Raw genomic sequence first — 24,769 nt, 5'->3', positions numbered from 1 at the left:
CCAGAGCTAAAGTTAAGCCTCTGGTTTTTGGCCTTTGTGTATTTATGCCGTGGCATTGCCCAATGAAGGGCGCGTTAGCCACGCAAAGGCAACAAAGCCAGCAAAACACAAAGTAGCTAGAGCGACTTCTACTCCCGCCAAGATTTGCGACAAGCCCTGATCTCCCCAAGCCCGCATCACGCCTTCTACAAACCAGATCAGGATATACATCGATCCCCATTGATAAGTATAGCGACGGCCTTTTAAAACCCCCATCCACATTGGCAATAAAAGCACCGCCTTTAAAGCCAGCCAAGAGCCGCCCTCTTTCGCTGGTGCAAGCCATAGCTCCCAAGAGATACACAGCGCAATCAGCGCCACAAGACTAGCTACAGATAGCCAATGCGAAAACGTAATTAAACGCTGATTTTTCATTCTGCTGCCGCCAGTCTTAATGCAATATTTGCCAGCCGTTTACCTTGAGCAATGCACAGCTGTTTTTCTTCTGCAGACAAAGGTTGATTAGATTCGCTCCCCGCCACATGACTAGGGCCATAGGGCGTACCGCCACTGCTGGTACTGCTCAGCATGGTTTCAGAATACGGCGTACCCACAATCAACATGCCGTGGTGAAGCAGCGGCAACATCATGGTCAGCAAGGTAGATTCATTGCCGCCGTGCATTGAGCCGGTACTGGTAAACACACAAGCTGGCTTGCCGATTAAAGAGCCTTTCAACCAATCACCTACCGTGCCATCCCAAAAATACTTCATGGGCGCGGCCATATTACCAAAACGAGTAGGGCTGCCCAGCGCCACGGCAATACATTCTTGCAAGTCCACAAGCTCCGCATAAGGCGCTCCAGCATCTGGCACACTGGCTTCGATCGCCTCGCAAACCGTGGAAATACGCGGCACGGTGCGTAAGCGGGCTGTCGCGCCCTCCGATTCAATACCGCGGGCAATCAGCTGCGCCATCTGGCGTGTAGCACCATGTGTGCTGTAATAAAGAACAAGGATCTCTGGCATGACAATTCCAAAATAGTGGGGCTGCGGTATTATAAAGCTCATCCTTCATTTAATCGCACAACCGTGACTCTTAGATCTCTATTTAACCTCGGTGTTTTGCAACGTCTGTTTGGCTTTTGCCGTTTTGTGGGCCGCAGGCTACTGGCAGATCGCTGCTTGCAAACGGCTGGCAGCCTGACGTACACCACGCTGCTGGCACTGATCCCCCTATTGACGATTGCGCTCTCGCTATTTTCTGCTTTCCCCATGTTTGGCGACTACAGCAGCAAATTTAAGATTTTCTTGCTGACTAATTTAGTGCCAGATGCATCGGGCAAAGTCATTAGCGTATATATGCGGCAATTTTCAGACAATGCGGAGCGCCTTACCGCGATGGGGATGATTGGCCTCTTGGTGACGGCGCTACTGCTGATTTTTACGATTGAAAAAACATTTAACGAAGTATGGGGAATCAAACGCCCCAGAAAACTCCTGCAAAGAACGATTATTTATTGGGCAGCACTCACCTTGGGGCCCTTGATTATCGGCATCAGTATTTCGCTCACCTCTTGGCTCTACGCCCAAACGGGCTTGCATAGCGATGCCAGCCTGCTCAACCTGATGCTGCTCAAGCTTGGCCCCATGCTCTTGATGCTGGGCTCGCTCACCCTGCTTTATCTGGCCGTCCCCAATTGCTATGTACCGCGCAGCCATGCCCTGATCTCTGCTCTTGTTGTGGCTGCCGCTTTAGAGCTGATGAAACGTGGATTTGGCCTGTATATCCAGCAATTTGGTACGTTCAAGCTGATTTACGGCGCATTCGCCAGCTTCCCCATCTTTTTGATGTGGCTATATGTAAGCTGGGTGATTATTTTAGGCGGAGCGGTGCTTTCTGCCTGCCTTTCCTACTGGCATGCCTCGGCGTGGCGCTGGGAAGGGAATCAAGGCACCCGCCTTGAACAAGCCATTCGCCTGCTACTGGTTCTAGCCGAAGCGCATAGCCGGGGCGAAATACTGCATATCGATAAACTTCGGCGTAAAACACAGCTAGGTTTAGACGCCAGCTACTCTTTACTCGAAGAAATGGCGCTAAAAAACTGGGTGGAATCAACTCGCGACGGCGAATGGATATTAGCAGTAGGCCTGCAACGCATCACATTGCGTGATGTATTTGAAACCATGGTCACGCCCCTCTCCGCCAGGTTGGAAGCAGGCTTAAGTACCATCCATGAAGAGCTAAAAGGTGTATTAGAAATGACGCTGGCGGAATATGCGGAGAAAAAAGCAGAAACAATATTGTCTTGATTAAAAATAATTGAGGGCGGGTAAATCCCGCCCTCAAATCACACAGGACTACAGCCTGCGTCCAAAGCTGCAATAATCGTTTCTCTACTCAGCTCGCCCATATAAGACTCGCCAAGGCAGCGCATCAGCACAAATTTTATTTTGCCCGCGTCTACTTTTTTATCTTGTGCCATTAAATCTAAATAGCGATCATTGCCTAACACGGGCGCTTTAACCGGCAGGCCTGCTTTTTGAAGCAGAGATTCAATCCGGGCAATATCGTCATCGCTGATCTGATCCAGCTCGCGCGATGCATAAGCCGCCAGCATCATTCCCGCAGCAACCGCCTCACCATGCAGCCAAGCACCGTAGCCAAGGCCTGATTCAATCGCATGGCCAAAAGTGTGGCCTAGATTTAATAGTGCACGCTGGCCCTGCTCTTTTTCATCCCCGGCCACAATGCGTGCTTTGTTTTGGCAGCAGCGCTCAATAGCATAGGCAAGCACTTCGGTTTCACGCGCCATCAGACGCTCGATATTCGCTTCCAGCCATTCAAAGAAAGCCAGATCATCAATCAAACCATATTTAATCACCTCTGCCATGCCTGCAGATAACTCACGCAAGGGCAGGGTATCTAGCGTTGCCAGATCAGCCAAAACTAATTTAGGCTGATAAAACGCACCGATCATGTTTTTGCCTAGGGGATGATTAATCCCCGTTTTACCACCGACCGATGAATCAACTTGCGCCAGTAAAGTCGTCGGGATCTGAATAAAGGGCACGCCACGCTGATATACCGCAGCGGCAAAACCGGTCATATCGCCAATCACACCGCCACCCAAGGCAATCAGCGTGGTTTTACGCTCACAGCGCTCGGTAAGCAGTGCATCAAAGATTTGGTTGAGTGTTTCGGAGGTTTTATATACTTCGCCATCAGGCAAGATAATGCTGTGGCATTGAATATCTGCTGCTTCTAAAGCCTCTTGCAGCGATTTCAAATAGAGCGGAGCGACCGTTGTATTACTGACAATCACCACCCGTAGCTGAAGCAATAAAGGCTTAATCAGCTCAACCTGGGTCAATAAATCACGGGCAATATGGATATCGTAAGGGGCGTGGGCAAGGTCTAGTTTAACGGTTTGCATGGCGCTCCAGCTTTTGTCGGGTGGGCAAGCATGCCCACGCGTTTCTATGCCTGCGCGGGCATCATTAAATTTATCTTGTACAAGTCGTTATCAATCCGCGTGCAACTCTAGCTCTTTCATTAATAGTTGCAACAGCGAATGGACTGTCTGCCGACTAGTATCGATGACCAAATCGGCCACTTCGCAATAAAGAGGATCGCGAATCTCGTAGAATTCCTGCAATCGCTGCTTAGGATTTTCGGTTTGCAATAGCGGGCGATTTTTATCATGGCAGGTACGTAAATACAGCTCATCCACGCTGGCGCGCAGATAAATCACAAAGCCTTCACGTCGTAATATCGCGCGATTAGCAGGATTTAACACTGCCCCACCACCTGTTGCCAGCACAATATTCTTTTGCGCGGAAAGCTCTTTAATCATAGCCACTTCACGGCGACGAAACCCTGCCTCACCTTCTACCTCAAAGATGATAGGAATCTTCGCGCCAGTGCGTGATTCGATCTCGTGATCCGTATCATAGAAAACCTTACCGCTGACTTTAGCAAGCGCTCGTCCCACGGTGGTTTTGCCGGCACCCATCATGCCGACCAGAAAAAAATTGCCTGGCAGTTTCATGGCTAGCGGCCTGTCGGGCTTAAGCATTCGTTACAAGGGGAAGTCCAGTCTGAAACAGATTTCATGTTTTTTTGAGGCGACTAAGTAGTTATCTATCAAATGATCAACGTGAAATTTGGCCAAATCCGGCTTTCCCGTAGCAGAACAGCCTTAAACAAAGTAAGGCCGCCCACATTGTAGCGGAAAGCAGAGCGGGGCGCGATTTGCGCCCCGCTTTTCTGACTATAAATTATCTAAATTAGCGTAGTGACAAGTCAGATTGAATGACTTTAGGTGAAATAAAAATCAACAGCTCACGACGGATATCTTTTTCTAAGGTGTTTTTAAACAAATGCCCCAGATAAGGAATATCGCCAAGCAAAGGTACTTTAGTAATATCCGAGCCCGCTTCTTGAGTATAAATACCACCAATCACCACCGTGCCGCCATTTTCAACCAAAACAGTTGTATTAATCTGCTTAGTGTTGATCGATGGAATACCCAGAGTGACCGTACCGCGGCTATCTTTAGTCACATTCAGCTTCATGATGACATTGCCATCAGGCGTAATCTGCGGTGTTACCTTTAATGACAGTGTCGCCTTCTTAAAGGAAATGGTTGTTGCACCATTTTGTGAGCTTTCTTGATAAGGAATCTCTTCCCCGCTTTCAATAGAAGCTTCTACTTGGTCAGCAGTAACTAGACGCGGGCTAGAGATAATCTTACCTTTATTGTCCGCAGCCAAAGCACTGATTTCTAAACCCAGCAACCAATTAGCATTAGCCGCAATCAAAGCAAACGTGCCTGGCGCACCCACGCCCGAGCCAATCGCTGGCAAGTTCACATTATTGCCCATCGTTAGAATATTATTCACGGGCGTTGTTGCGGTTGTTCCTGCCGTAGTGCTTGGAATAACACCAATGCCTTTACCTGCATTATCCAAATTATTGCCCAAGCCTAAATCCGTATTGCCTAAATGACCTCTAGAGCCCCAACCCAGCTTCATACCCAGCTCACGGCTAAAACCATCATTGGCTTCAACAATACGCGCTTCAATTTGTACTTGTCGAACAGCCACATCGATCTTGCCGATCACAGCACGAATTTGCTCTAATTTGCTGGAGATATCCTGTACAAACAGAGTATTGGTTCGGGCATCAATCACAATGCTGCCGCGTTTAGATAGCATCTGCTGCTTATCATCAGTCAGCATTTTCTTTAAGTCTTCAGCCTTTTGATAGCGTAATTGAAACGCTTCAGTACGCGTAGGCTCTAGCTCATCGATTTGCTTTCTGGATTCCAACTCTTGCTTTTCCTTGCTGGCCAACTCTTCACGCGGGGCCACCCAAAGCACGCTACCATTTTTGCGCTGATCCAAGCCCTTCGCTTGCAAAATCATATCCAGCGCCTGATCCCAAGGCACGTCTTTCAGCCGCAAGGTTAAATTGCCGGTCACTGTATCGCTAGTAATGATATTCAGGCCGGTAAATTCAGCAATCACTTGTAAAACAGTGCGAATTTCAACGTTCTGAAAATTCAGAGAGAGCTTCTCACCTTTAAATGCAGGCTTAATTCCCGCTAGCTTATTACGCTCATCATTGACTTCACGTACTTCAATAATAAAGCGATTTTCAGTTTGATAAGCCGAGTATTCCCAGTTGCCTTTGGGCTCGATAATCATTTTGGTTGTTTCGCCTTGGGTATATGAATCAACCTTTTGAATTGGCGTACCAAAATCGCTGACATCCATCCGGCGCTCTAGCTTTTTAGGCAGAGCCGCTTTATTAAAATCAACCAAGAGCATTTTGCCCTGCTGGCGAATATCAATTCCTACATTAGGGCTTGAAAGATCAATCACCACCTTGCCTTCGCCATCCTTACCTCGGCGAAAGTCAATGTTTTCAATGCTATCGCGCTTGTTTTTGCTGCTGGCTTCCGGTGCTTTATTTTCGCCAAAATGCGTATTGCGCGCTTGAGCCGTCACCGCACTGCTGGTGCCATCCACGGTAATATAAAAATCATTACCTTCTGTTCTGGTTTGATAAGCCGCTTGCTTTTGCATATTCAAAACAACGCGAGTGCGGCCTGAGCCTTCAGCCAGACTAATCAGCCTGAGTGCAGCGCCATTGACCTGCACCGAGCTTTTACCTGCCTGATTCGTTGTATCAGCAAAATCAAAAGCAACGCGTGGCGGCGTATTAACAGAAAAGCTGGTAGGAACCGGAGCCGGGCCTGCAAAACTCAGACGAATTATCTGTTTATCTGCCGAGATATTACTAATATCCACCGCCGTAATACTACTGGCCGCAGATGAGGCAAAACTAGCCAAACACAAGATGGCTGGCATGATGACATTGAGTATTTTCATTTTTTTTGCTCCGCTTCATCAAGGGATAAACTGGTAGTGCGCTCTACCCAATCGCCCCCGCTATCCTCAACAATTTCTTTTAATTGAACTTCGGTATCCTTCACCGCAGTCACCATGCCAAAGTTTTGTCCCATATAACTACCAATCTTCACCCGATATAAATTGCCATCAGGTGCATGGATCAAGCCATTCATCGTTTTGCCCTGAGTAAGCGTTCCCACCATACGCAGCTTTTCTAAATCATAATTTTCCAAAATTTCTTTAGCACGGTTGGTATTCGGGGCAAGCCCGCCTCCCGAACCTTTTTTAGCTAATTCCATTTTAGCGGCGCGAAATGGGTCGCTTAAATCAAAGGCTTTATATTCAAAAGAAACATAGGGCTTAGCTTCGGGCAATGCTTCAACTTTACCGCGCAAGCCTTCGCTACTTTCTTTCATCCAATTTTTTAAATCGCTATTTTCCTCACCAAAACAAGCGGTTAAGGAGAATGTAGCAATACTAATAAGCAGAGTTAGCTTGATTGAGCCAGGCCGGATTTTCATTTCTGTTTCTTCTTAGCGTCAAGAGCAGCTTGATGCATAGCTTGTAATTCAGCCTCATCAAGCGAGCGATACGTTTTAGCAACCGCCTGCATAGAAAGTACGTCAGGGTCTTTAGTTGTGGCTAGCTGAAGATTACTCAAAGTAACAATACGGGAGAGTTGAGCCACATCGCTCACAAATGCAGCTAAATCGTGATAGCTGCCAGAGATGCGAATATCAATCGGTAGCTCAGCAAATTCAGATGTTTTAACTTCTGTACCGGGCTTAAATAGCTCAAAAAACAAGCCCCGGCCAACACCTGCCTGATTAATCTCGGTAAGCAAGGATTCCATTTCAGATTTATTCGGTAGTTGCCGCAGCAAAGCACCAAAAGACTGTTGGATTTCTTGCAATTGCTGGCGATAGGCCTCTAAATTAACGGCCTTGCTTTTCTTCTCAATAAAATCTTGCTTTAGCTGCTCTTCTTTAGCGCGCCCGGCATCAAGCTCTTCCATCTGGCTGCCCCAAACATAAAAGTAGCCACCAAACGTCAGCAGGAAAAACACCAAGACAATTAAGCCAATCTGGGCAGGCATGGGCCAATTGCCCACATCTTTAGGATCTAAATTACGAAGTTCGTCGAGTGTCATTTTAGCCACCCTGCTGTTTACGTTTTGCAGGCCCTGATGCATTGGCCGTGTCTTCTGAAGCTCGAGTCACTTTAACGTTCAGCATAAATTCTGATAGTTTTTGATTACCCACCTGAGCCGCCTTTACCTCAATGAGTACTGGCTGCTCAAAGATTTCTGAATCGTTCAAATTACGCATCAAAGTAGAAACGCGTGCATTAGATTGTGCATAACCAATTAAGGTAAGCTGATCATTCAGCGCTTTGGCCTCTTTCAAATAAACCCCTTCTGGGGTTTGCCGCACCAGCTGATCCATGGCAAGTACGGTTTCTGAGCGGCCTGACTGCAAGCGTTCAACAATTTTTTTACGATCTAATAAAGATTGTTTTTCTGCTTTTAATTTCTCAATTTCAGAAATCTCGCGATCTAATTTGATATTTTCATCAGTTAAAAATTGATTGCGCTCATTTTGTATTTCGATACGCGCACTATAGAAAAGATAGCCCATAACAATCACGGCGATGGCAGCCAAGCATGTCATACCCAGTAAAACAAAGTAGCGACTCTGGCGCGCAGCACGTTTTTGCTCGCGGTGGGGGAGCAGGTTAATCCGAATCATGAAGGGTCAAACCTCCGCATCGCCAATCCGCAGGCAATTAAAAGAGAAGGCGCATCAAGCTGTACCTGCTTGCCACGTACTTTGCCAGTAGCCATACCTTGAAATGGATTAGCGCGCATTGCACTACTCACATTGGTACGGCTGGAAACAGCATCATCCAAGCCATAAATAGCGCTACAACCACCAGCAAGCAAAATATGGTCGACGGCATTGTAGTTACTAGAGGTATAGAAAAACTGCAAAGAGCGCGAGATTTCTAAAGCCAGCGTATCAATAAAAGGCTGCAAGACTTCCGGCTCATAGTTTTCCGGGAGGCCACCGTGCTTTTTAGCCTGCTCTGCTTCATCGCTCGACATATTGAATTTGCGCTGAATTTCCTGCGTAAGCTGATTGCCCGCATACGCCTGATCGCGACTATAAATTGATTGCCCATCTTTAAAGATGTTCATATGCATGGCTGTTGCGCCAATGTCCACCACGGCCACAATCTGGTTCTCACCATTATTGGGCAATTGTGGCTGCATCAGCTCAAACGCAGCTTGCGTGGCATAGGACTCCACATCGAGTACTACAGCACGTAAACCGGCCGCTTCGATTGCAGCAACCCGCTCATCAACCTTCTCTTTTTTGGCCGCTGCAATCAGTACTTCTTCTTCATCAGGCGCGATAGGAGATACACCTAGCACCTGAAAATCGAGATTCACTTCATCAAGCGAAAAGGGAATGTACTGATTAGCTTCGGTTTCAACCTGCATCTCAAGCTCGCGCTCGGTCAGACCGGATGGCACCAAAATCTTCTTGGTAATCACGGCTGCCGCAGGCAGAGCAATCGATACATTCTTGATTTTGGAGCCCATTTGCCGCCATGCTCGTCGCACAGCCTCCACCACCACATCCATATTGGCGATATTACCGTCGGTTACGGCATCTTTTGGCAAGAGCTCAATCACATAGCGATCAAGGCTGTAGGTGGTTCCTGATAGGCTCAGCTCGACCATTTTTACGGACGAAGAGCTAATATCAACCCCAATCAGCGCAGGTGCTTTGGGCTTGAGGAAATCGAGATTCAACTCATTTTCCTTTTTAAATAAAATACTTAAAGACAACTGTTACGAATCTACTTTAGATCGTAGCAGCGCGACTTATCCATGTAAAGAAAGAACAGCGGCTCCTATTGTTATACAAGTGCATTACTAACATTAGTGCTTTTTAAATATTTGGCGAGGGGAAACAAATGCCAAACAAAACTACTGATATTCGCGTAAATTAGCAGCACTTCCAATTTTCCTCCCTTAGCGATGAGCAAACGCCTCCTACTTATTTTTTTCGGCATTCTAATTAGCCTGATGATTCTTGCTGCAGGTCTTGGTGCATTTGCGTTGATAATCACTTATCCACGCCTACCATCCTTAGAAGCACTCACTGACTATCGGCCTAAAATTCCGCTTCGTATTTACACCAGCGACAATGTTCTGATTGGTGAGTTCGGAGAAGAACGCCGTGCGTTTACTTCAATAGAACAAGTTCCTTTGCTGATGAAACAAGCCATTTTGGCTGCCGAAGACGAACGTTTTTATGAACACGGCGGCATTGATTACCTTGGCGTTTTAAGGGCCATGATCAGCAATGTCACATCAGGACAATCAAAATCCGGCGCCAGCACAATCACCATGCAAGTTGCCCGTAACTTTTATCTGTCTAACGAAAAAACGTTTACTCGTAAATTTAACGAGGCATTACTTTCGTTCAAAATCGAACATAATTTATCTAAAGATCAAATTCTTGAGCTGTACTTTAATCAAATTTACTTAGGTCAACGTGCTTATGGTTTTGCTTCCGCGGCACAAACCTACTACGGCAAAGAGCTAAAACAACTCAGCCCCGCAGAGATGGCAATGCTGGCTGGCTTACCTAAAGCACCCTCAGCTTACAACCCTGTCGTCAATCCTAAACGAGCCCAACTCAGACAACAATACGTTTTACGACGTATGCACGAGCTAAAGTTTATTAACGATAGCGATTACGAAACAGCAAAAACTGCCCCGCTCGTGCTTAAACGCACCCAACAAGAGTACGCTGTCCATGCCGAATATCTGGCTGAAATGGTCAGGCAAATGATGGTGGAAAAGTATAAAGAGGCCACTTACACAGAGGGGTTCAAAGTTTACACTACCCTTCGCAGCGACAGTCAGGAAAGCGCATATCAATCGCTGCGCCAAGGCTTGGTAGATTATGATATTCGCCATGGCTACCGCGGCCCCGAAGGCTTTGTCGCCCCTGAAGTGATCTTGCCAGGCAAGGAAGAACTCCTTGACGAAGCACTGAGCGAGCAGAAAGATTCGGGTGATTTACAACCTGCAATTGTTTTAAAAGCCAGCACTCAATCTGTCACGGTCTACAAAAAAGGCGGTGAACAGATCGAAATTAATAGCGAAGGCTTACGCTTTGCCAAGGCAATGCTTTCAGAAAAAATAGCCCCTGCCACACGAATCCGTCCCGGCGCAATCGTTAGAATTAAGCAAACAGAAAAAGGCTGGAATCTGACCCAACTACCTCAGGTAGAAGGTGCATTTGTTGCGTTAGATCCACAAAACGGCGCAATTAAGGCGCTGGCGGGTGGTTTTGACTTTAATCGCAGCAGCTTTAACCACGTTACACAGGCTTGGCGTCAACCCGGATCCAGCTTTAAACCGTTTATTTATTCAGCGGCTTTAGAGCGCGGTGTTACCCCTGCTACCCAGATCAACGATGCACCGCTCGTCATTGATCCGGCGCAAGTCGGCGGGCAAAGTTGGGAGCCCAAAAATAGTGATGGTAAGTTTGAAGGCATGATGAGTGTGCGCAATGCTCTAACGCGCTCCAGAAACTTGGTCACTATTCGGGTACTGCAAGCCATTGGTGTGGATTACGCGCAATCCCATATCAGCCGCTTTGGTTTTAACCCTAAGCAACACCCGGCTTATCTGACCATGGCCTTGGGTGCAGGCAGCGTTACACCACTGCAAATGGCCGAGGCCTATGCGGTATTTGCCAATACCGGCTATCGGGTTCGTTCTTACTTTGTAGATCGTATCGAAGACAGCCGTGGCCGGGTTCTGGCGAAAACACAGCCTGAAGTTGCCGGTGAAAATGCACAGCGCACACTGGATGCCAGAAACGCCTTTGTGATGAATAGCCTGCTGCACGATGTGGCAACCCAAGGCACGGGGGCCAAAACCAATGTCTTAGGCAGAACTGATTTAGCGGGTAAAACCGGTACAACCAACGATGCCAATGACGCTTGGTTTGCCGGCTATCAACCTGGTCTTGTGGCGATCTCCTGGGTGGGCTTTGATCAGCCCCGCTCCTTAGGCGCAAGAGAATACGGTGGTGTGGCTGCCCTGCCCATCTGGATTAACTACATGAGTAAAGCGCTTAAAGGCGTGGATAATGTGGCTTATCCGGTACCAGAAGGCATCACCCCGCAGACCACACAAACAGAGCGTGGCCCATATACCGAATATTTCTTCAGCGAATTTTTGCAAACCAATCCAGAATTAGGCTTGGGAGGCGGAGTAGGAAGTGCTCAGCCTCTGGATGAGATCAAGGAACTACTCTTTTAGGGAGATCTACGTCAATGAGCAAGCCGCATGTTCTCGATCGCCAGTCATCCCATTTGCGCGCTCAGATTAGCGAGCGTGCGGCCCGTTTAATTGCCGAAGATCATTTGCACGATTTTGCACTGGCTAAGAAAAAAGCAGCCAGACAATTAGGAATTAGCGAGGGCCGAATGATGCCCTCCAATCAGGAAATAGAAGCCGCCTTGGCTAACTACCGGGCAGTTTACCACCCCGAACATAGCGATAGCCTGAATAACCTCAGGCGCAAAGCCCTCAAAGTAATGCGTATTCTGGCGCACTTTAATCCCTATTTAAGCGGATCGGTACTCTCTGGTGTAGCAGGACCGAACTCCGATATTAATTTAATTTTATTTTTAGACGACCCCAAATCAGCTGAGATTTTTTTGCTTAATCAGCAAATTGATTATGAGCTGCTGCCCGCTGCCAATGGCCGGCAGCTCGCCGACTCTCCCTCGCTGTCTTTTTGGTTTGATGACACGCAAATCAGCCTGCACGTAAAGCCCAGGGATGCAGAGCGACAAAAAGAAGAACGGATGCGGCGGGATGAACTGGAAGCACTCCTCTCTATCGCCGATGACCCCTTCAATATTCCAAGGAGTTGATTATGCTAAACAATCACCAAGGTCTATTTCAAATTCATTTGCCGACACATTAACGCAAGCTAGGATTAAGTCTCAGCCAATGATATAAAGTGGCTTATCTTTTCTTTTACTGATTACCACAATGCAACAACCTCCCACGCTGGAGCCCGTTTTTGTATCAGATACGGGGCCCTATCTCGTCAGCGCCAGCATCGAAATCAAGTACTTGCTTAAGCAATTACTGGAAAAGGGTGAGATTATTTGTCTCTACCCTGCTGGTAAACGTGAGCCTTTTGCAATCAGCACCCTGCTTAGCATCAATGACAATGAATTATTATTTGATGCCAGCAACGATATTGTCATCAATGCGGCCTTAACCAAAGATGCCCGCATGCTCTTAGTTGGCGTGGTCAACAAAGTTAAAGTGCAATTCGAGCTACCCAATGCCACGCTGGTCGCCTATGAAGGGCGCACCGCAATCCGCAGTAGCGGCCCAGTTCAAACACTGCGCATGCAAAGACGCGATTTTTATCGGCTAGATATTCCCATGTCGCAAAAAGTGGATTGTATGATTCCGCTTGGCGATGGCAGGCAGACAGAACTATTAGTCACCGATATCAGCTTGGGTGGCTTAAGCCTGCTCGGCATATCGCCCGATTTGCAAATGGTCGTTGGCAATACCCTGCGCAATTGCCAAATTCAGCTACTCGATGTCGGCGTGATCGAAATCGATATGCAAGTGTGCATTGTGATTGATGTGACACTGCGTAATGGTGTTAAAACACAGCGCATCGGTTGCCGTTTCTTTGATTTGCCCGGAAAAATGCAAACGCTGATTCAGCGTTTTATCAATAAAATTGAACGCCAGCGAATTTCCCGCGAATGATCAATCCCCCGCTTTTTCTGAGCAACAAGCTCAAGCAAATTGAAGCTGCAGCTGCGCGAGCGGGCTTGCCACTCATGCAGAGAGCGGGGCAATGCAGTGCCGACTGGATTATTAAACACCACCCCGAGGCGCAAACCATTTATGTGCTGGCTGGCCCCGGCAATAATGGAGGGGACGCCTTAGTCACCGCAACCCTGCTCCATCTTGCTGGCAAAACCGTCTTACTTCGCCTGAGCGCACCATCTGGCCCCATGCCCGCCCAAAAAGCATTAGCCGCATGGTTGGCGCACGGCGGGCAAATACTAAGCAGCACGCCCAATCAGGCCGATTTAGCCATTGATGGCCTGTACGGCATCGGCTTAAACCGCCAACTGGGTGATGCAGACCAGCAAATCATTGCCGAACTACAGGCACTGGCCTGCCCGGTGATTGCTTTGGATATTCCCAGCGGATTAATGGCGGATAGCGGTGATGCCACAGCCACCATTCATGCCACGCACACGCTGAGCTTTATTGCTCACAAGCCTGGCTTATTTACCGGAAAAGGCTGTGATCTGGCGGGAGAGATCAGCCTGCATGATTTACAAATACCGGGCGATCTGTTTCTTGCCCCAGATGGCCATTTGCAAACTCAAGCACCATCCAGCATTGCGCAACTTCAGCGCAAGCCAGATAGTCATAAAGGCAGTTACGGCACGGTGGGTGTGATAGGCGGTGCAACGGGCATGCTTGGTGCGGCGCTGCTGGCTGGCCGGGCGGCTTTGCATATGGGTACTGGACGCGTTGTGCTTGGCTTGCTGGATACCTCGCTGAGCGTAGACTCTGTGCAACCCGAACTGATGCTGCACAGCGCCCATGAAGCCCTGCAACACCCCGCACTCACCCTGCTTGCTGTTGGCCCCGGCCTTGGTCAGAGCACCGAAGCCTTGGAGCTACTCAGGCAAAGCATCGCCAGCTCCTTACCCCTACTGCTGGATGCAGATGCGCTTAATTTACTGGCAAGCTCTGCAGAGCTAGCCGCCGCAATGCGGCAACGCACTGCCGCAAGTATTCTCACTCCCCACCCTGCCGAAGCAGCAAGGCTGCTGCACACCAGTACTCAAGCCGTGCAAGCCAATCGAATTGAATCCGCCCAAGCCCTCGCACAGCGCTATGAAGCCACCGTACTGCTCAAAGGAGCAGGCTCAGTATGTGCGAACGAGCAAAGCTGGAGCATCAACGCCAGCGGCAATGCAGCCCTTGCCAGTGCAGGGCAAGGCGATGTGTTATCCGGCATCATCGCCGCCCTGCTGGCGCAAGGCCTTAGTCCGCTAGAAGCCGTACAAAGCGGCAGCTGGCTACACGGCCGCGCCGCGGACGATTGGCGCAAAGCGCATCCCAATGGAATTGGTTTAACGGCAAGCGAAACGATTAGCTATGCCAGAGCGGCATTGAATCAGGTTTTGGGGAAGTGTTAGATATTGCAGGTAGGCAGTTTGCGGCCACCTCACTTACTCCAAGGTGCGCACCAGCCTTCAAAATCTGAGCTGAGATTAAAATACCAGCCCCTTCTAGCCTGCTATAGCAAAAACATGACGCCAGCGTAAATAACCATACATCCGATAAGGCTCCTGCCCAGCATAAAGAAGCCGAACGCGGCGACCTGTTTTATATTCTTCGATTATTTTATTATTTTCTTCTATTTTGGCCGTGTTTTTTTCTTTGAGTCTTTGCACCTCTGTGACCGAAACGCCCGAACGCTGCAGTAAATCTGGATGAGTAAGAATCGCCTCATTCCTTTGCTTTAGCTCATGATTTTCACGCTGAAGCTTGGCTATTTCTACTTTAGCCTCGTCTGCTGCTTCTCCCCCAAGTGGCTTAAACCAAGCTCTGGAATCATGCATTAATGTTTCAAAAAAGGGCACACACGCCGCCGGGCAGCTACCTGCCCATAATGTTTTAATTTCCCCGTCCCATTCTTTTTGCTTATCTTTCATCACATTTACCACTTTGCCGCGAGCAAGCAAACTCAGAGTTGGGGTTAAGATCGCAGGGGCAGGCACCAGTACACTGCTAGCGGCAGTTACTCCTGCAAGTATTTTTTCAATCAGCGGATCATCAGAATTTAAAAACTTAAAAGATGACTGATCCTGCAAAAAATCCAGCTCCTGCCTAAGCTGCTGATCTGTCACCTTAAAATCAACAATATCTTGTGCCTTAGAAACGGCAGTAGATGCAATCAGGCTGGCCTGTTCATGGGCATGCCCCAGAATGGAGCGCCGCCATTGCAAAAAATAGCCATAGTGCTGATGCATCAGTTTTAGCAGGGGCATCGAAGGCTGGCGCTCAACAGGCCACATCGGATCAATCGCAGCCAAGCTGGCTTTACTAACCGGGCTGCTCGCTGGGGCGGTGAGCTTGCTGGTTGCTTGTACATAGTCATTAAATTTTTTAATGGTTTGGCTGTCAATTTTAAAATTGCTCTCCCGAAAGCCTTTCCACTCGCTTGGATTAGTCATCGGCACGCCCGCCATCAGCGCCTCACGGTACATTTGCGCTAGCGTAATTTGCGAGATTTTTTTCTGATCTCCCGCACTGCCCTTACCACTCGCCCGCCCTTGATCTTCCGGCAAATAACCGCCACCAATATCGGAGTGCACTCCTGGGTAAACCACCTCCTTCAGATGACTGCCACTTCCCACCGAATCCAGCGGAAACGAAGCCCTCACCTCGTGCGCAGCAACCAGATGTACACAACGTTTAATGCTGGAGGAAACGCTTAAATTCTGCTCGGTGGCCCAGGCATAATGACCATCTGCCCCAGGTGTAGCTCGGGCAATCCCTACCGATGCTACCGTATCAAATATGCCCAAAAAATCGATACTAAGGGCGATACCGCCTACCCCGCCGCCGTAGGCATTCAGCAGCCAATTGCAAAACGCACGGGCCTCTGCCGCTCCGCGAGAAAAGCCAAACACCGAAATTCTGACCCGCCGTAATGAAGGCTTATTGGCCAGCCTTACTTTGATTTTTTCGTGCAATGCCTGGCTGCGTTTAGCCAGCACCGTCGCCCGGCTAAAATCCGCCTGCGGATTGGGTATTTCAGACCACTGATCCGGCGTTGACTGATAAGGCCGTATTTTCAGCGTGGGCGGCAGCGGCTTTTGTGCCCCGTACCATCGATCCAACATCTTTTGCGCAAGCTTGCCGTCATTCTCCAGCGGATCAGTCAGGTTTTCACCAAGCAAAGCGGCAGAAATATGGTTGGTCACTTGCAGCAGAGCCCAGCACATCCTAACTTCCGCATGCATGGCAGCCGCCAGCCCACCTGTTTTATCACTATCTACACCGCTATCCCCCAGCTTTTTAAATGGCGTACCCACGCCGGGAATATAGGTTTTACGATACAAATACGGATCCGTTCCCGGCCCTTTTAGATAAGGCTCATCCGCTTTGACTGTGCCACTTATTAAAGCCAGCTGCGACATCGTGCCCTTGCCCGGATAAGCCTCGTACAAACGGGCCACATTGCTATGGCAATATTCAGGCGTATCCCGATATTTATTGTTATTGGTGCCATCGAAAAAAAAGCCGAGAAAAATGTCTTCTTCGCAGGTGAGGCAGGAAGGGGTATCTGCGCTTCGAGCAGAAATAACAGTTTCATTTTTATCTAACTTAAGGGGCTCTGGGCGGCATGCCTCTGCAAAACGAGCAGTCATTATTCATCCCCCTTATAGTCAAGTTCACACATTCGTTTATCAACGTTCATTTCTTTTTTGCAGAATAATTTCATTTCTTCGCAGCCTTTTTTATCCCATCCAGATGCGTCTCCATCAGACTTTATACTTTCCTTTTGGCAGTTGCTGCGAATTTCAGCGGCAATTTGTTGCTGAGAATTTGGGGCATACTTCGGCAACGATTGCATACAAAATTTCTTGGTGTTTTTTTGCATGCAAGCTTCCAGCGGAGGCGCTTTGATTTTTCCAGGCCAATCCAGGTGGGAAGGCTCCACAGGCGAGGCAAGCACTTCCAGCTGATGCTCGGGGTAAAACACCAGATACACATCGCCAGGCTTTTGATAGCGGGGTAATTCCAATGTTTGCCGGTAGATTTCAGGGCGAATTTCCTTATCTGCCTCCTGCCACTCCACCTTGATTTTAATCCCCGGCCGCCAGACTTTAGGCAGATTCACGCAGCAGCTTTTGGCCCCGCCCGCCGCCAGCGGCACAACAATCCCTCCGGCAACGGCTTCTTTGGGGTTGCCACCAGACACATCAAAGGCCGTGTATTTAATTTCTAAATCGGCGTTGTAATTCACCTGATCTACCGACACCGTCACGCTATCGGCTGGCACTTTACTGGCCGCGGCTAGCGCTTCATCATCAGATGAAACCTCTTTCTGGCAGGCAAATAATAAAGGCACGAACAAAATACATAGATACTTTTTAAACACGGTTATTTCCTTTGTGCTGCATCACTCATATTGAATATTGAGGTAAGCCGTGGCTTGGTGCTGAGCAAATGAAGCCTCATATCTTCACCGCTATCCCCCAGCTTTTTAAACGGCGTACCCACGCCAGGAATATAGGTTTTACGATACAAATACGGATCCGTTCCCGGCCCTTTTAGATAAGGCTCATCTGCTTTGGCTGCGCCGCTGGTTAAAGCCAGCTGCGACACCGTGCCCTTGCCCGGATAAGCCTCGTATAAACGGGCTACATTGCTATGGCAGTATTCAGGTGTATCCCGATATTTATTGTTATTCGTTCCATCGAAAAAAAAGCCGAGAAAAATGTCTTCTTCGCAGGTGAGGCAGGAGTGGGTGTCTAAGTTTATATTTAATATGTGCCGCTCCTTGTTTTCTAGCGCCAGATAGTCTGTTCGTTCCAATAATTCCGCGAATCGAGATGACATTTTTAATCCTTATAGTCAAAAGAACACATTCTTTTGTCTGTTACCTTCCATTTATTCAAACATTCTTCATGCATCTTTTCGCACGAAGCTTGATTGCCAGCGGGATCTGATGATGTTTGGATGCTACTTATTTGGCATGACTCCCTCATACCACTCGCCATCCAGTCTGGAGTTCCCCATCGATACTTCGGCAACGACTGCATACAAAATTTCTTGGTGTTTTTTTGCATGCAAGCTTCCAGCGGAGGCGCTTTGATTTTTCCAGGCCAATCTGGGTGCGATGGCTCCACGGGCGAGGCAATCACTTCCAGCTGATGCCCGGGGTAAAACACCAGATACACATCACCTGGCTTTTGATAGCGGGGTAATTCCAGTGTTTGCCGGTAGATTTCAGGGCGAATTTCCTTATCTGCCTCCTGCCACTCCACCTTGATTTTAATCCCCGGCCGCCAGACTTTAGGCAGATTCACGCAGCAGCTTTTTGCCCCGCCTGCCGCCAGCGGCACAACAATCCCACCGGCAACCGCTTCTTTGGGGCTGCCGCCAGACACATCAAAGGCCGTGTATTTAATCTCTAAATCGGCGTTGTAATTCACCTGATCCACCGACACCGTCACGCTATCAGCAGGCACTTTACTGGCCGCTGCTAGCGCTCCTTCATCAGATGAAATCTCTTTCTGGCAGGCAAATAATAAAGGCACAAACAAGATGCATAGATACTTTTTAAACACGGTTATTTCCTATTGCCGCACTCAGCTTATTAGAGGACCAATCTGCGCATCATTTCGGCACTCCCTCACAGATGAAAATCCAGTATTTACAATAAATTCCCGACTAAAAGCTTTGGGTATGCCGATTTATTCAGAGCTTAAAAACACGCTTCATTTGATTTCTGCATTTCCAAAACCAGCCTTAGATATGCCTTGTTTTTTTAAGACAAAGGCCTGCTCTCTTGTAAACGCGCCGTGCAATAGGATGTTACTTCGGCGAACTCACACAAGCCTTCTGCCTGTGCAGCCACACACTCATTGCTTACCCAGGCATAAGCCAGCGACGCTTGTTCGGGAAGTAGCGCCTGTAGTTTATCGCGATAAATCTGCTGCAATACCTGATCAGGCAGGGAGTGATCCATCATTTGATTAAATTGAACTTCATTTAATATCAGCGGCGTATCCGCAATCTGCTGCTGATGAAGGCCGCTCACAAACACCGGCTTAGCTGCGCGATCAAAATAAGCCAGCTGCACAAAGGGGCGTAAAAACATGGCACTTTGCTCTGGGTTAAAAGTAGAAAGCAGGTTGGGCAAAATGCGTGTATCTGCATAACGCAAAACCATGCTTATTTTTTCAGGTAAAAGAGTGACATCAAAATAGTTGGCAAAATGGCTAAAAATGGCCTCTCTATCGAGCGGGCTAAGCCAGAAACTCAACATGGGCTGCCCTGCAGTGATCTGCAGTAAAAGCTCAATCTGTGCCTGCAGCTCGCTTTGCGTATCCAGCATGCAGAGCAAGGGCGAGATTTCCACATCCCCTCCTTGATCCTGATACAAAGCCGTATAGCTAATGCGATCCTTCATTTTACGAAGTAGTTTTGGATCAAAGCTGTGATCCAATAATGCATAAAGGTGATTTTCAGGATTTAAGCTCAGCTCTAGCCACTGCATCAAAACTTGGGCCGTTTGTTGCGGATAAAGATCAATCATCATGTTTTGCTCGCAAAAGGGCTACCCGCATCTTTTGCTTTTAGCATGCAGGATTTGCAAATTGAATTAGGAAACTGCGGCAAAGGCGGCATCATTTGCGCAGGCCCGCTCACATCATGATTCGCGCCCTTAATCGTCACCGTCCCTGGGCAATGAATCTCGATATCGCCACCCTTTAGCCGGATATAGCCGCCACCTGCCGTGACTAAGATTTCATCTTTAGCCGAAACACTGAGCAGCCCCTTGCAAGCCGTCACTTTTAGGTCTTTATCGCCGGTAATTTCAATATCGTCGCTCTGCGCTTGCAGCTGGATTTTGCCTTTGGCTGCGATGATTTTCAGTGCAACTTTATCTTTTACCCCCGCTACAAATAGGCTGATATGTTGGCCTACGTTGTGTATCCAGCGGCGGCCGGAGGTTTGATTTGTGTCTCTTTGGGCGATCAAATCTAGATTGGTGCCAGCTGCGATGGTTTGGCTTTGTGGGCTGGTGATGGCTACGCCGTCCTCACCGTGTAACAGAATGATTTTTTGTTGGCCTGCTTGGTCTTGGGATTTGCTCTTGCCGTCTTTGTCGGTATTGCTGCCTGCTTCAAGGCTTTTGCTAGCGTGCACATGGTGGTAAAGATGACCGGTGCTGGCCTTGCTGCCTGCGCTGTTGTCTGGCTTGACGGTTTTATCGCCTTCGCCGGTTTCGATGCTGTCGGCTAGCTGGTTGGTCGCCGTTTCGCCTAGGCTTTGCGCCAACGCCAAGGCCGATTCGAGCTGGCTTTGGGCGGGGCTGTGATCGAGCTGCTGACCGCTTGCGCCGTTTTTGGCTTCGGTGCTGATCAGCAGGCCATTGGCGCGGATTGCGCCTTGTTTATCAGTGCGCAGCTCAAAGCCTTCGCCACGCGGCTCACCTTTTCCATCAGTTCTTGGGTGGATTAGATAGCCAAGGTTAAGCTGGGTTTTGCCGTGCTCGCTGGATAATTTAGTGCGGACTTCACCCTTGCTGTCATCAAACAGCAGCTCGCCATACTGGCCGCCTTCATGTTCTTTGGTTTTGATGCCTGATAGCGTTTTATTGGCGGGCAAGGCACCAGCACCGCTAAACGCGGGTACTGAATGGCTGCCGTTATAGACAACACCGGTGACGATGGGGCGGTCGATGTCTCCCTCTATAAAGCTTACAGTCACCTCCATCCCCACCCTAGGGATAAATTGATGACCGAAACCTGAGCCTGCTGATGGATAGGCGACACGTATCCAGCAAGAAGACTTGTCATCTAGGTTTGCGCCAAACTCAGGGTGCTCAGCACTTCTAGTCCAGTGCATTTGGAGCTTAATCCGGCCTAGCTCATCGGTATGGACTTCTGCACCAGCGGGGCCAACCACGGTGGCGGTTTGCAGACCTAGGCTGGTGGGCTTAGTAAATTCTTGCTGATCCAGATGGCTGAGCAGGGGCTGGCCGCGCCTTTGGGCGGTGAAGTGGACTTGGTAAGGGGGATTATTCGCGGCTAAAGCCGCTCCTACGAGTAAGCTGGGCGCAATAAGGCTAAGTTGCTGAGTAAGATCCACTGGCAAATTATTATTTGCGGTGAAGTTAAGCTCGGTAACAGCGAATTCCCTTTGCTCTGCGCTATCCCATTCATGAGCAGGGTGATCTTCTAATCTAAACCACTGGCCTGCTTGCAGGCTGCGTAAAGTACCTGAGCCGGTAAATGATTTCTTTTGCCCATCAAAAGCATCTTGGCGCAGCTTGGCATCGTGGTTCAGCTGGTCTAAATCGCTGGCGTAGTAATGCGCTTGTGGGTCGTAATATTCGAGGCTGGATTGGATTTGCTGGCCGCCATCGCCTTGATCAACCGCGCTATCGCTCTGGCTATGATTGGTACTGCTGGCTTTGTAATCGAAGCTAGCCAAAGCCACCGAGCTACTTCCAACTTGCCGCTGCGTCTGCCATGTCGTGAGTGAATCACTTTCTTCTGTGGCCGAGGCGCGGTGAAAGCGAGCGATGGGGTCTAAAGCTTCGGGAATCGAAAATACATCATCAAAAACGACAAGTTGAACTTGTGGGTTGTCTCCAGCCAGATGCTCAAAACGCCAAGAAAGGCCGCATTCTTTGAGCTGCCTGCACACAAAGGCAAGATCGTCTTCTCGGTATTGCACGCAATAAGAGCGCGGTGGATATTCGCCGGATAATTTGAAATCAACGGTTTGCACCGCGGCAAACACCGGATTTTTGGCCTGATGCTCGGCCAAGATCTGCTTCACCATTTCGACAATGGTTAAATCTTGGAATATGCGAGAAGTGCGGCGATATCTGAGCAGTGCAAAAGGCGGCTCTACGGTGAGCGAATACTTAGCAAAGCCGCCATCTGAGCCTAAAAGCTGTACCTGACTAATTACCCCGCAACGCTCGATCGAATCGCCCTTGGCATCTGCAATAGACAAGACCACCGGCAAGCCTAATAGCGATTTAAGCTCTAAATCACCAGAAGGGGAAAGACATTTGATCTGATAGCAATAAACCCGATTAATCCCCTCGCTGCCTGTTACGTGCTGGGGGAGTAGCGGTTCGCCCCAAGCTGCGCCATCACCAAGCAGAAGAGAGATAAGGCGATTACTTTGAACAAAAGCTGCCGCGAATGAGGCAAGGAGATCTTGAGGATTCATTCAGAGGCAGCCATTGTGATAATGGCGTATATATTACACAAAGATCACTAAAATATAACAATATATTTATCACATCTTTACATTACGCATAAGCATATCACACTATTGACACAAACAAACCCACTCCCCTTAAAGGAGTATCGAGACACGCCTATTTTTCTTCTTTTTTCGCTTATCTGCGCGTGATTTAAGCATGGCGACAATATGGCACTCTGGGCACCAAGTCTTGCCATGCTTAATCGACGCCAGCGACGCACTCCAAGTATGCCCAAATTCGCACTGCCATGATAATTTATGATGACTGTCTATATATTCTGTACTCAGGCACTTGCCAGCCCTGTGTGCAGCCTGCTCATGGGCGCTGTCTATCGTCAGACGAGATCCCGAGCAAACCGGACACCAGTATTTATTCACCGCAATCGCATTAGAAGTCCATTGATGCCCCTTAGCACAGCGCCATTCGATAGGGGCTTGACCTGATACATAGCTTGTTGATAAGCACTTGCCCCCTTTTGCGATGGCAAACGCCTTTAAGCGCTTGAGCGCTTGTGCTTTTCTTTCTATTTTATTACACACTATGCACCAGAACCCAGTTTGCACCTGCACAGGCGCAGCCTCCCAACGATGCCCCTTTTTACATTGCCATCTTAGCTTTACTGAATTATTGGTATAGCGCTGCGATAAGCACTTTCCCCCATACTTGGCCGCTAAAACATGCATAACCTCGATACCCAGCCTTTTATTCTTTAGGGCGCACGCCGGACACCAAGCCCCCTGAGCAACCACAGCATAGTTCGTTTTCCATTCATGCCCTTCAGCACAGCGCCAACGCAGAGGGGTAAAACGATCAACAAACTTCGACAAGCATTCTCCACCCCGTTCTACAGCCAATGCCTGCGCATCCTCTGTGCTCGTCCTAAGGCAATGTGGGCACCACCCCCCCCCTAAGATATTCGCTGAACTCGACATCCATTCATGCCCATTAGCACACTTCCATGCAAGGTGAGCACCGTTATTTACATAGTCGGTGCTCAGGCAAGCACCTCCCCGCTCTATTGCCATTGCTTGCAATTTGTGTAGCCACTTCTGCCGCTCATTACGAGTGAGGGAGCTTAAAACAGCCTTTCCTCCTTTCTCCTCAATCAAGGTATAGCCAGCACATAAAGCACACCATTGCCCCTTTTTGATTGAAGCCCCCGTTGCCACCCATTCATGCCCCTCCCCGCAGCGCCAACGAAAATCTTCCTTCAAGTTTTCATACCTATCAGACAGGCAATCCCCACCCAGCTCCTTTGCCAAATCCACTAGCCTAGCAAACAGCCGATCTTTTCTGTCCTGCCTATCACATAGCATGCAGCTATGACCCTTAAGCACATTGGCATAGACGGCTGCTTTACTGTGGCCATTTTTGCATCGCCACAATAGTCGGGTCCTGTCGTTAACAAAGCGATGCGATAAGCAAACTTCACCGAGCTTTTGGGCTATTTGATGCAGGACTTCAATTTTATTGTTCGTTTTCTGCAATGCACAATGCTGACACCACACCCCTTTTTCTACCATACGGGGTAATGAGCTCCAGCAGTGGCCCTCGGCACAGCGCCAATCCAGAAACGTTGCTTCATCCACATAGCTCGATTTGCACTCACCGCCATGCTTGGTGGCCAATGCAGTCATGGCAATGGCTCGGTCTGCTTTATAACAAACAGGGCACCAATCACCCGCTTTAATATCAAAGCTTTTCGCTTGCCACTTATGCCCTTCCCTGCATTGCCAAGCCATGATCGTGTCACTGTTTTTATATTGCTCTGTTAAGCAAATTCCACCACGCGCCATAGCCACTGCGTTGAGCTGAGCCAAGATTGTCTGTTGTTGCAAAGGATTTAATTCTATTTTTGTTTTTTGCATTTTTGTAATCAAAACTCACAATGAAGCGTTAATAGCTGATCGCTCCGTGCTGCACCATCACCAAGCTGAAGTGAGATAAGACAACTCCCCTGATCAAAAGCAGCAGCAAATGAGGCAAACAGATCACTGGGATTCATAAAAATCAATGAGTTAGGAGGATAATGCAATAACATTGCACCAAACTTTAATTAATTGCACCACATCACCACTTAATACTTACAACAATAAAATGCATTCTAATTTATTGATCTTGCCTGTAATTAGCGCCATATAAAATAGTACCTGATTATGTCTCTTACTCAGTTAATCGCCCTCGCGGGCAAGGCTTAGCAATGAGTAAGGCATGCAGCATGCGGGGAATAAGGGCGCATAAATCAAA

Annotated in this window: 21 protein-coding genes; 5 read left to right on the top strand and 16 right to left on the bottom strand. The window is 48.5% G+C overall.

Annotation, left to right across the window (positions count from 1 at the left end; translation table 11 throughout):
• Positions 1–42 precede the first annotated feature (42 nt).
• Positions 43–414, bottom strand: coding sequence for a DUF2069 domain-containing protein (locus ACFQNF_RS13905; protein ID WP_380188541.1), 372 nt, complete (start codon positions 412–414; stop codon positions 43–45).
• On the bottom strand, positions 411–1,007 hold the full coding sequence (gene wrbA, locus ACFQNF_RS13900; RefSeq protein WP_380188540.1) for an NAD(P)H:quinone oxidoreductase: 597 nt from the start codon (positions 1,005–1,007) through the stop codon (positions 411–413). Before wrbA ends, ACFQNF_RS13905 begins: the two co-directional genes overlap by 4 nt.
• A gap of 63 nt (positions 1,008–1,070) precedes the next feature.
• Between wrbA and ACFQNF_RS13895 the strand changes: the two genes are divergently transcribed.
• A complete protein-coding gene (locus tag ACFQNF_RS13895; protein WP_380188539.1) occupies positions 1,071–2,291 on the top strand; it encodes a YihY family inner membrane protein in 1,221 nt (406 codons plus the stop codon).
• A gap of 38 nt (positions 2,292–2,329) precedes the next feature.
• Here ACFQNF_RS13895 and aroB read toward each other — a convergent pair whose 3' ends face one another.
• The 7 genes from aroB to ACFQNF_RS13860 all read right to left on the bottom strand — a co-directional run bounded on the left by aroB (position 2,330) and on the right by ACFQNF_RS13860 (position 9,216).
• A complete protein-coding gene (gene aroB, locus ACFQNF_RS13890) occupies positions 2,330–3,415 on the bottom strand; it encodes a 3-dehydroquinate synthase (protein ID WP_380188538.1) in 1,086 nt (361 codons plus the stop codon).
• A gap of 90 nt (positions 3,416–3,505) precedes the next feature.
• Entirely contained in the window at positions 3,506–4,030 is a 525-nt protein-coding gene (locus ACFQNF_RS13885) for a shikimate kinase (protein ID WP_082752855.1), read from the bottom strand.
• A 238-nt stretch (positions 4,031–4,268) separates the two neighbouring features.
• On the bottom strand, positions 4,269–6,377 hold the full coding sequence (gene pilQ / locus ACFQNF_RS13880; RefSeq protein ID WP_380188537.1) for a type IV pilus secretin PilQ: 2,109 nt from the start codon (positions 6,375–6,377) through the stop codon (positions 4,269–4,271).
• Complete coding sequence (locus ACFQNF_RS13875) at positions 6,374–6,919, bottom strand: pilus assembly protein PilP (RefSeq protein ID WP_380188536.1); 546 nt, start codon at positions 6,917–6,919, stop codon at positions 6,374–6,376. Before ACFQNF_RS13875 ends, pilQ begins: the two co-directional genes overlap by 4 nt.
• Entirely contained in the window at positions 6,916–7,548 is a 633-nt protein-coding gene (locus ACFQNF_RS13870; RefSeq protein WP_380188535.1) for a type IV pilus inner membrane component PilO, read from the bottom strand. Before ACFQNF_RS13870 ends, ACFQNF_RS13875 begins: the two co-directional genes overlap by 4 nt.
• A gap of 1 nt (position 7,549) precedes the next feature.
• Positions 7,550–8,146: a PilN domain-containing protein gene (locus ACFQNF_RS13865; RefSeq protein ID WP_380188534.1), complete on the bottom strand. Its 597-nt coding sequence runs from the start codon at positions 8,144–8,146 to the stop codon at positions 7,550–7,552.
• Entirely contained in the window at positions 8,143–9,216 is a 1,074-nt protein-coding gene (locus tag ACFQNF_RS13860) for a pilus assembly protein PilM (RefSeq protein ID WP_046351752.1), read from the bottom strand. The genes ACFQNF_RS13865 and ACFQNF_RS13860 overlap by 4 nt, the downstream gene beginning before the upstream one ends.
• A gap of 228 nt (positions 9,217–9,444) precedes the next feature.
• Here ACFQNF_RS13860 and ACFQNF_RS13855 point away from each other — a divergent pair, with 228 nt between their 5' ends.
• The 4 genes from ACFQNF_RS13855 to ACFQNF_RS13840 all read left to right on the top strand — a co-directional run bounded on the left by ACFQNF_RS13855 (position 9,445) and on the right by ACFQNF_RS13840 (position 14,690).
• The gene (locus ACFQNF_RS13855; protein ID WP_380188533.1) at positions 9,445–11,748 is read left to right on the top strand and encodes a penicillin-binding protein 1A; all 2,304 of its coding nucleotides are present in this window, start codon (positions 9,445–9,447) and stop codon (positions 11,746–11,748) included.
• A gap of 14 nt (positions 11,749–11,762) precedes the next feature.
• Positions 11,763–12,368 carry a hypothetical protein gene (locus ACFQNF_RS13850; protein WP_380188532.1) on the top strand — a complete coding sequence of 202 codons (606 nt, stop codon included), beginning with the start codon at positions 11,763–11,765 and terminating at the stop codon, positions 12,366–12,368.
• A gap of 121 nt (positions 12,369–12,489) precedes the next feature.
• Positions 12,490–13,233 carry a flagellar brake protein gene (locus ACFQNF_RS13845; protein WP_380188531.1) on the top strand — a complete coding sequence of 248 codons (744 nt, stop codon included), beginning with the start codon at positions 12,490–12,492 and terminating at the stop codon, positions 13,231–13,233.
• Entirely contained in the window at positions 13,230–14,690 is a 1,461-nt protein-coding gene (locus ACFQNF_RS13840; RefSeq protein ID WP_380188530.1) for an NAD(P)H-hydrate dehydratase, read from the top strand. Before ACFQNF_RS13845 ends, ACFQNF_RS13840 begins: the two co-directional genes overlap by 4 nt.
• Positions 14,691–14,783: 93 nt before the next feature.
• Here ACFQNF_RS13840 and ACFQNF_RS13835 read toward each other — a convergent pair whose 3' ends face one another.
• The 7 genes from ACFQNF_RS13835 to ACFQNF_RS13805 all read right to left on the bottom strand — a co-directional run bounded on the left by ACFQNF_RS13835 (position 14,784) and on the right by ACFQNF_RS13805 (position 24,390).
• Positions 14,784–16,931: a phospholipase effector Tle1 domain-containing protein gene (locus ACFQNF_RS13835; RefSeq protein ID WP_380188529.1), complete on the bottom strand. Its 2,148-nt coding sequence runs from the start codon at positions 16,929–16,931 to the stop codon at positions 14,784–14,786.
• A complete protein-coding gene (locus tag ACFQNF_RS13830; protein ID WP_380188528.1) occupies positions 16,931–17,665 on the bottom strand; it encodes a DUF3304 domain-containing protein in 735 nt (244 codons plus the stop codon). Before ACFQNF_RS13830 ends, ACFQNF_RS13835 begins: the two co-directional genes overlap by 1 nt.
• 2 nt (positions 17,666–17,667) lie before the next feature.
• The gene (locus ACFQNF_RS13825) at positions 17,668–18,126 is read right to left on the bottom strand and encodes a hypothetical protein (protein WP_380188527.1); all 459 of its coding nucleotides are present in this window, start codon (positions 18,124–18,126) and stop codon (positions 17,668–17,670) included.
• Between the two features lie 2 nt (positions 18,127–18,128).
• Complete coding sequence (locus ACFQNF_RS13820; RefSeq protein WP_380188526.1) at positions 18,129–18,857, bottom strand: DUF3304 domain-containing protein; 729 nt, start codon at positions 18,855–18,857, stop codon at positions 18,129–18,131.
• A gap of 200 nt (positions 18,858–19,057) precedes the next feature.
• Positions 19,058–19,831, bottom strand: a complete 774-nt coding sequence (locus tag ACFQNF_RS13815) for a DUF4123 domain-containing protein (protein WP_380188525.1) — start codon at positions 19,829–19,831, stop codon at positions 19,058–19,060.
• The gene (gene tssI / locus ACFQNF_RS13810) at positions 19,828–22,485 is read right to left on the bottom strand and encodes a type VI secretion system tip protein TssI/VgrG (RefSeq protein WP_380188524.1); all 2,658 of its coding nucleotides are present in this window, start codon (positions 22,483–22,485) and stop codon (positions 19,828–19,830) included. Before tssI ends, ACFQNF_RS13815 begins: the two co-directional genes overlap by 4 nt.
• A gap of 129 nt (positions 22,486–22,614) precedes the next feature.
• Positions 22,615–24,390 (bottom strand): zinc-ribbon domain-containing protein, encoded by a 1,776-nt coding sequence (locus tag ACFQNF_RS13805; RefSeq protein WP_380188523.1) that lies wholly within the window; start codon positions 24,388–24,390, stop codon positions 22,615–22,617.
• Positions 24,391–24,769: the final 379 nt, after the last annotated feature.

This window comes from Iodobacter arcticus (genome assembly GCF_042664895.1).
In the GTDB taxonomy this organism is placed as follows: Bacteria; Pseudomonadota; Gammaproteobacteria; order Burkholderiales; family Chitinibacteraceae; genus Iodobacter; species Iodobacter arcticus.
The sequence above is the reverse complement of the archived record's forward strand: the minus strand, read 5'-3'. Positions and strand labels throughout refer to the sequence as shown.